The sequence below is a fragment of the Streptomyces sp. NPDC051677 genome (genome assembly GCF_044453465.1).
Classification (GTDB): Bacteria; Actinomycetota; Actinomycetes; order Streptomycetales; family Streptomycetaceae; genus Streptomyces.
In genome coordinates this window covers 68,847-75,243 of sequence record NZ_JBITCT010000049.1, presented here as the reverse complement: position 1 = coordinate 75,243, position 6,397 = coordinate 68,847, and the positions used below count along the sequence as shown (strand labels likewise).

Here is a 6,397-nt window from a genome sequence, read left to right as displayed (position 1 = left end):
TTCGGAATGAATTGGAAATAGAATTACAGAGGGTAATTCCGAATTCAACAATTTGTTGAAGTGCGCTTTTGATCATGGTCTGCCCCCTACCCGCTGTGCCCCCAGACCCCCCTTCCCCCCTAGAGGGGCCTCGTCCTCAAACGCCGGACGGGCTGTTGGAGCCGGCCTTGGTCTCAAGCGCCCCCGGACGGGCTGCCGGCAGCAGCTGTCGGCCAGGCTTCTGCCAGCATTTTCCTCGTGTCCGCGAGGAGTTGGGGCAGCACGCGTGTGTGGCCGACCACCGGCATGAAGTTCGTGTCGCCGCCCCAGCGGGGCACGATGTGCTGGTGGAGGTGAGCGGCGATGCCGGCACCCGCGACGGTCCCCTGGTTCATGCCGATGTTGAAGCCGTGCGCGCCGGACGCGGTGCGCAGGGCCGTCATCGCCTGCTTGGTCAGTTCGGCGAGCTCGGCGGTCTCGGGCACCGTCAGATCGGTGTAGTCGGCCACATGCCGGTAGGGGACGGTCATCAGGTGGCCGCCGTTGTACGGGTAGAGGTTCAGCACCGCGTACACATGCTCACCGCGCCGGACGATCAGCCCGTCCTCGTCGGACTTCGCCGGGATCGAGCAGAACGGGCAGCCGTCCTCGGCCCCCGGGCCGGTCGGCTTGTTCTCGCCCTGGATGTACGCCATCCGGTGGGGCGTCCACAGGCGCTGGAACGCGTCCTGCGTCCCCACTCCGATCTGCTGCTCCGGCTCACTCGTCATGCAAGGCAGCATATGGCTTCGCCCGTTCGCGGCGTGTCGCCGGGGTTCCGCGGAAAGCCACGCGGGCCAAGCTGGGCCGATGGACGAAGACAGCCGTCAGAACCGCTGGGCGCAGCGCACCGAGGTACCCCTCGCCTTCGCCTCCCTGTTGTTCCTCGCCATGTACGCGGTCCTGGTCCTCGCCCAAGGCCTGCCGGAAGCGTGGCGGGGCCTGTGCGCGGCGGTGATGTGCCTCACCTGGTTGATGTTCGTGCTCGACTACGCGGCGCGCTGGCGGCTCAGCGGACAGGGGCTGCGCTTCGTCCCGGCGCACAAGCTGGACACGGCGGTCGTCGTCCTGCCGCTGCTGCGCCCGCTGCGGGTGGTCAAGCTGTACGAGGCCGTCCAGCGCCGGCGCGGTGAACCCCGGCTGTCGTTGTACGCGCGCGTGATCGCCTATGCCGGGGTGACGACGGTCCTGCTCGGCTTCGCGTGCTCGCTCGCCGTCTACGACCAGGAGCGGGGGGCGCCGGGCACCCAGATGCACACTTTCGGGGACACGCTGTGGTGGGCGTGCGCGACGCTGACCACGGTCGGCTACGGCGATGTCGTCCCGGTCACGACCGGTGGCCGGGCGATCGCGGTGGGCCTGATGGCATGCGGGCTGGCGCTGCTGGGCGCGGTGACGGGCTCGTTCTCGTCGTGGCTGGTCCAGGTGTTCTCGTTGGAGGGCGAACGCCGGAACGGCGAAGGGCCCTCGGAGAGGTGAGTCCCCGAGGGCCCGAAACCCCGCTGCGGCGGGCAGCAGGGCACCTTGTGCCTGTGCGCCTTGCGAATCGGAACACCCCCGCATCGGCGGGGAAGAATCACACCTGCACTCGACGCTCCACCACATCGACGAGCTTCGCCAGCGCCTCGTCACGCGGAATGCCGTTCTCCTGCGAGCCGTCGCGGTAGCGGAACGACACAGTGCCCGCACCCATGTCCTCGTCCCCGACGATGATCATGAATGGCACCTTCTGCTTCTGCGCGGTCCTGATCTTCTTCTGCATGCGGTCCGACGACGAGTCGACCTCGACCCGCAGCCCCTTCTTCTTCGCCTCGGCGGCGAACTTCTCCAGGTACTCCACGTGCCCGTCGCCGATCGGGATGCCGATCGCCTGGACCGGGGCCAGCCACGCCGGGAAGGCGCCCGCGTAGTGCTCCAGGAGCACCGCGAAGAAGCGCTCGATGGAGCCGAACAGCGCGCGGTGGATCATGACCGGACGCTGCTTGGAGCCGTCCGGGCCGGTGTACTCCAGGTCGAAGCGCTCGGGCAGGTTGAAGTCGAGCTGGATGGTCGACATCTGCCAGGTCCGGCCGATGGCGTCCTTGGTCTGGACGGAGATCTTCGGCCCGTAGAAGGCGGCGCCGCCCGGGTCGGGAACGAGCGGGAGGCCCTGCTTCTCGGCGACCTGGCGGAGGACCTCGGTGGCTTCCTCCCAGACCTCGTCGGAGCCGACGAACTTCTCCGGGTCCTTGGTGGAGAGCTCCAGGTAGAAGTCCTCCAGGCCGTAGTCCCGCAGCAGGCCGAGGACGAAGGTGAGCGTCTTGTCGAGCTCCTCCGACATCTGCTCACGCGTGCAGTAGATGTGCGCGTCGTCCTGCGTGAAGCCGCGCGCGCGGGTGAGGCCGTGCACGACGCCCGACTTCTCGTACCGGTACACGGTCCCGAACTCGAAGAGGCGCAGCGGCAGTTCACGGTAGGAGCGGCCGCGCGCGTCGAAGATCAGGTTGTGCATCGGGCAGTTCATGGGCTTGAGGTAGTAGTCCACGCCCTCGTCGAGCTGCATGGGCGGGTACATGCCGTCGGCGTACCAGTCCAGGTGCCCGGACTGCTCGAAGAGCTTCCCCTTCGTCGCGTGCGGGGTGTAGACGAACTCGTAGCCCTCCTCCTCGTGCCGGCGGCGCGAGTAGTCCTCCATGACCCGGCGGATGATGCCGCCCTTGGGGTGGAAGACGGCGAGGCCGGAGCCGATCTGCTCCGGGATGGAGAACAGGTCGAGCTCGGAGCCGAGCTTGCGGTGGTCGCGCTTCTCGGCCTCGGCGAGGAAGTCGAGGTGCGCCTTCAGCTCCTCCTTGGAGGGCCAGGCGGTGCCGTAGATGCGCTGGAGCATGGGGTTCTTCTCGCTGCCGCGCCAGTAGGCGGCCGCGTTGCGCATCAGCTTGAACGCCGGGATGTTGCGGGTGGTGGGCAGGTGGGGACCGCGGCAGAGGTCCTTCCAGCACAGGTCGCCGGTCCTGGCGTCCAGGTTGTCGTAGATGGTCAGCTCGCCGGAGCCGACCTCGACGTCCGCGCCGTCGTCGCTGGAGGCCGAGCCCTTGAGGCCGATCAGCTCCAGCTTGTAGGGCTCGTCGGCGAGCTCCTCGCGGGCGGCCTCGTCGGTGACCACCCGACGTGCGAACTTCTGCCCGCGCTTCTGGATCTCCTGCATCTTCTTCTCGACGGCCTTGAGGTCCTCGGGCGTGAACGGCTTCTCGACGTCGAAGTCGTAGTAGAAGCCGTCCTTGACCGGCGGGCCGATGCCCAGCTTGGCCTCGGGGAAGAGCTCCTGCACGGCCTGGGCCATCACGTGCGCGGTGGAGTGCCGCAGGATGTTGAGGCCGTCCTCGGAGGAGATCGCGACCCCCTCGACCTCCTCGCCGTCGGCGAGCACGTACGACAGGTCCCTGAGCTCGCCGGCCACGCGCGCGGCGATGATCGAGCGCTCGCCGGCGAAGAGGTCGGCGGCCGTGGTGCCCGTCGTCACCGTGCGCTCTTCCCGCTCGGAATCGCGTTGGATGATCACACGGACGTCTGACACCGGTCTCTCCTGACTGAAGGTGGGTGCGGCGCCATACCGTGAGCGCGCGCAATAGGGGATCGTACCGACCCGCACCCGCCGACCGCTAAACGGTTACCCTCAGTCCTCGCCCCCGCACGCCTCCTCGAAGAAGTCGAGGTTCTCCTGCAGGGACTTCACCAGCCGGTCCCGCTCGGCCTCGTCCACCTGCACGGGGACGACCCCGCTCGCACCGGTGATCCTGCGGAACCCGCCCCTGCTCTCCAGCCGGCCCTGCACCCGCACCGGCAGTCCGACCAGGTGGGCCTGTCCGGCGATGCGGTAGTCCTCCTCGTCGAGGATGAGGCGGACGTGCGGGATCTCGGCGCCGGCCAGCACCCGCAGCCGGATGCTGCCCTCGCCGCGCGGCCCAGACCTGCGCATCCGGACCACGGTGCCGGTGACCCGCACGGGCACGGAGGGCTCCTCGCGCAGATAGCGGGCGCCGGCCTCGCGCAGGACGGGCAGGTCGCCGGGCGAGAACTCGACCGGCTCGTCGCTCGCGGCGCAGTCCTCGGGGACTCCGGCCGCGGGCGACCACTCGACGGCGATCCGGGCGCCCTCGGCGCCCCGCACGAGGGCGATGAGCGCCTCGGTGAGCTCGCGGCTGGCGCCGGCCTCCACGGCGCCGTCGAAGGCGTCCATGCCGCCGGTGGCCCGTTGGTAGTCGATGGCCTCGCGGACGGCGTACAGGGCCTGGTGGAGGCGGACGGCGAGGGGGCGGGCGCCCGCGACGGGGGCGAAGGCCGTCAGGCTGCGTCCGCCGGCTGCGGAGCCGACGAGGACGCTCTCCAGGGTCGCGAGGGCCGCGCGCCGGTGTCGGGCGCCGTAGTAGCCCGCACGCGCGCGGGTGGCGAGCGCGCCGGCGAGCAGCAGCTGGCGGGCCGCCCCGCGCAGCTGTTCCTCGACGGCCCAGGACGCGGCCCCGGCGGGCCCGGTCGGCGCGTCCCGCCACCAGCGGATCTCGTCGCTCGGCACGGCGAGCCCGACGAGCACCTCGCGCGCGGAGGGCGTGCCGCTGCGGGAGAGCGCGAGGAGCGCCTCGCCGAGCAGGTCGTCGCTGTCGGGGAAGGCGCGGCTCTCGGGCACGAGCAGGCTGGTCCCGCCGCCGCCCGGGCCGGGCGGGGTCCAGCGGCCGTAGCGGCCGGCGGCGCCGCCGCGGCGCTGCCAGCCGTGCCGGCGCAGCAGGGCGCCCAGGACGGCCGGGTCGACCTCGCCCGGCTGCGGGGACTGGTCCCAGTGGGCCTCGGGGTGCGGCCGTACGGGCCGCAGTGGCTCGTCGAGGGGGCGGTGGATCACGGTCTGCCTCCCGTTCCGGCCCGCGTCATGATCTCGCACAGCGCCCGGTCGTCGAAGATGCGTGTGGTCGGTATCCGCACGGTGGTCCGGGTCCGGCCGGTGATCGGGTGGCCGGCGAGATTGACCCAGTAGCAGCAGTGCCGCAGGTCGAGGCGGTCGTGGCTGGCGCGCAGCCAGTCGTCCTGGGATCTGGGCACGAGCATCACGACGAGGATCTTGTGCACCGAGACCGGGCTGCGGGCGAGCTTGCGCAGGTGGTCGTTGTCGAGCGTGAAGGAGAAGAAGCGGCCCGGCGGGTTGGGCCGCACCTGGTAGGTGGCTTTGAGCTGCACCTTGATGGTGACCTCGTCGTCGACGGTGTGGCCGGGTGCGCTGTGGCTGACATGCCAGTCGATGCCGTTGTCGGGGAACGGCTGGGACAGCGAGCATCCGGCGGCCGCCGCGACCGCGTGCAGATAGCCCACCTGCAGTGTCTCCATGCACGCGGTGGTGGCGAGGGTGCCGCGATGAAGCCCCGCGTGTTCGGGCAGCAGCCCGCCCCGCTCGGGCTGCGCTATCGCCATGACCAACAGCCTTCCACGCAAAGCCAGTCCCCGTGACGGGCCGCTGAACTGCAAAGACCCGTACCCGTGTTGTGTCCTTCCGGCGTACGGCGCAAACAGCCCGGGTATCACCAAACAGGCAGAAGACGGTGCGTCAGCTGCCGTGGGTGAACGAGGGGTTGTGTAGGTATGACGTACTGGTACGAGGGGCCGCTGGCCGCTTTTGACACGGAGACGACGGGCGTCGACGTGGAGACCGACCGGATCGTGTCGGCCGCCCTCGTCGTCCAGGACGCGCCGGGGGTGCGGCCGCGGGTGAGCCGCTGGCTGGTGAACCCGGGCGTGCCGGTGCCGGCCGGGGCGACGGAGGTGCACGGGCTGACGGACGAGCATCTGCAGCGCAACGGCCGCTGGCCGTCGCCGGTGATGTTCGAGATAGCCGAGCTGCTCGCGGAACAGGCCGCCGCGGCACGCCCGTTGGTGGTGATGAACGCGCCGTTCGACCTGACGCTGCTCGACCGTGAGCTGCGCAGGCACCGCGCCTCGGCGCTGGACCACTGGCTGGAGGCGGCGCCGCTGCGGGTGCTGGACCCCCGGGTCCTGGACAAGCACCTGGACCGCTACCGCAAGGGCCGGCGCACGCTCACGGACCTGTGCGCGCACTACGGCGTGACGCTGTCCGAGGCGCACGACGCGGCGGCGGACGCGCTGGCCGCGCTGGAGGTCGTCCGGGCCCTCGGCCGACGGTTCGCGACGCGTCTGGAGCGCCTGTCCCCCGCCGATCTGCACGCCCTGCAGACGGCCTGGCACGCGGCTCAGGCGCGGGGGCTTCAGGCCTGGTTCGCGCGCAGCGGCACCCCGGAGACGGTGGACACGTCGTGGCCGCTGCGCCCGGAACTGCCGGCGGCGGCCTGAGGGGTTACGCGGACACGAAAAGGCCGGTCCGCGTGTTGCGGACCGGCCTCTC

At 70.6% G+C, this 6,397-nt stretch carries 6 protein-coding genes; 2 read left to right on the top strand and 4 right to left on the bottom strand.

The genetic code is table 11. The features are described from left to right. Nucleotides 1-173: 173 nt before the first annotated feature. Nucleotides 174-761: an HIT family protein gene (locus ACIBAF_RS39830; protein ID WP_399470028.1), complete on the bottom strand. Its 588-nt coding sequence runs from the start codon at nucleotides 759-761 to the stop codon at nucleotides 174-176. A 67-nt stretch (nucleotides 762-828) separates the two neighbouring features. On the opposite strand from ACIBAF_RS39830, the gene ACIBAF_RS39825 reads away from it, so the two are divergent. Beyond that, nucleotides 829-1,497, top strand: coding sequence for a potassium channel family protein (locus ACIBAF_RS39825; protein WP_399470026.1), 669 nt, complete (start codon nucleotides 829-831; stop codon nucleotides 1,495-1,497). 97 nt (nucleotides 1,498-1,594) lie between these two features. Here ACIBAF_RS39825 and thrS read toward each other — a convergent pair whose 3' ends face one another. The 3 genes from thrS to ACIBAF_RS39810 all read right to left on the bottom strand — a co-directional run bounded on the left by thrS (nucleotide 1,595) and on the right by ACIBAF_RS39810 (nucleotide 5,451). Beyond that, on the bottom strand, nucleotides 1,595-3,571 hold the full coding sequence (gene thrS, locus ACIBAF_RS39820; protein ID WP_399470024.1) for a threonine--tRNA ligase: 1,977 nt from the start codon (nucleotides 3,569-3,571) through the stop codon (nucleotides 1,595-1,597). A gap of 99 nt (nucleotides 3,572-3,670) precedes the next feature. Beyond that, complete coding sequence (locus ACIBAF_RS39815) at nucleotides 3,671-4,888, bottom strand: hypothetical protein (protein WP_399470022.1); 1,218 nt, start codon at nucleotides 4,886-4,888, stop codon at nucleotides 3,671-3,673. Next, the gene (locus ACIBAF_RS39810) at nucleotides 4,885-5,451 is read right to left on the bottom strand and encodes a DUF4365 domain-containing protein (protein WP_319334893.1); all 567 of its coding nucleotides are present in this window, start codon (nucleotides 5,449-5,451) and stop codon (nucleotides 4,885-4,887) included. Before ACIBAF_RS39810 ends, ACIBAF_RS39815 begins: the two co-directional genes overlap by 4 nt. 168 nt (nucleotides 5,452-5,619) lie before the next feature. Between ACIBAF_RS39810 and ACIBAF_RS39805 the strand changes: the two genes are divergently transcribed. Then, complete coding sequence (locus ACIBAF_RS39805) at nucleotides 5,620-6,345, top strand: 3'-5' exonuclease (protein WP_399470020.1); 726 nt, start codon at nucleotides 5,620-5,622, stop codon at nucleotides 6,343-6,345. The last annotated feature ends 52 nt before the right edge of the window (nucleotides 6,346-6,397 follow it).

Coding starts and splice junctions, on each gene's coding strand:
- ACIBAF_RS39830 (WP_399470028.1), bottom strand. CDS start 761: ATGCTGCCTTGCATGACGAGTGAGCCGGAGCAGCAGATCGGAGTGGGG.
- ACIBAF_RS39810 (WP_319334893.1), bottom strand. CDS start 5,451: ATGGCGATAGCGCAGCCCGAGCGGGGCGGGCTGCTGCCCGAACACGCG.
- ACIBAF_RS39825 (WP_399470026.1), top strand. CDS start 829: ATGGACGAAGACAGCCGTCAGAACCGCTGGGCGCAGCGCACCGAGGTA.
- ACIBAF_RS39805 (WP_399470020.1), top strand. CDS start 5,620: ATGACGTACTGGTACGAGGGGCCGCTGGCCGCTTTTGACACGGAGACG.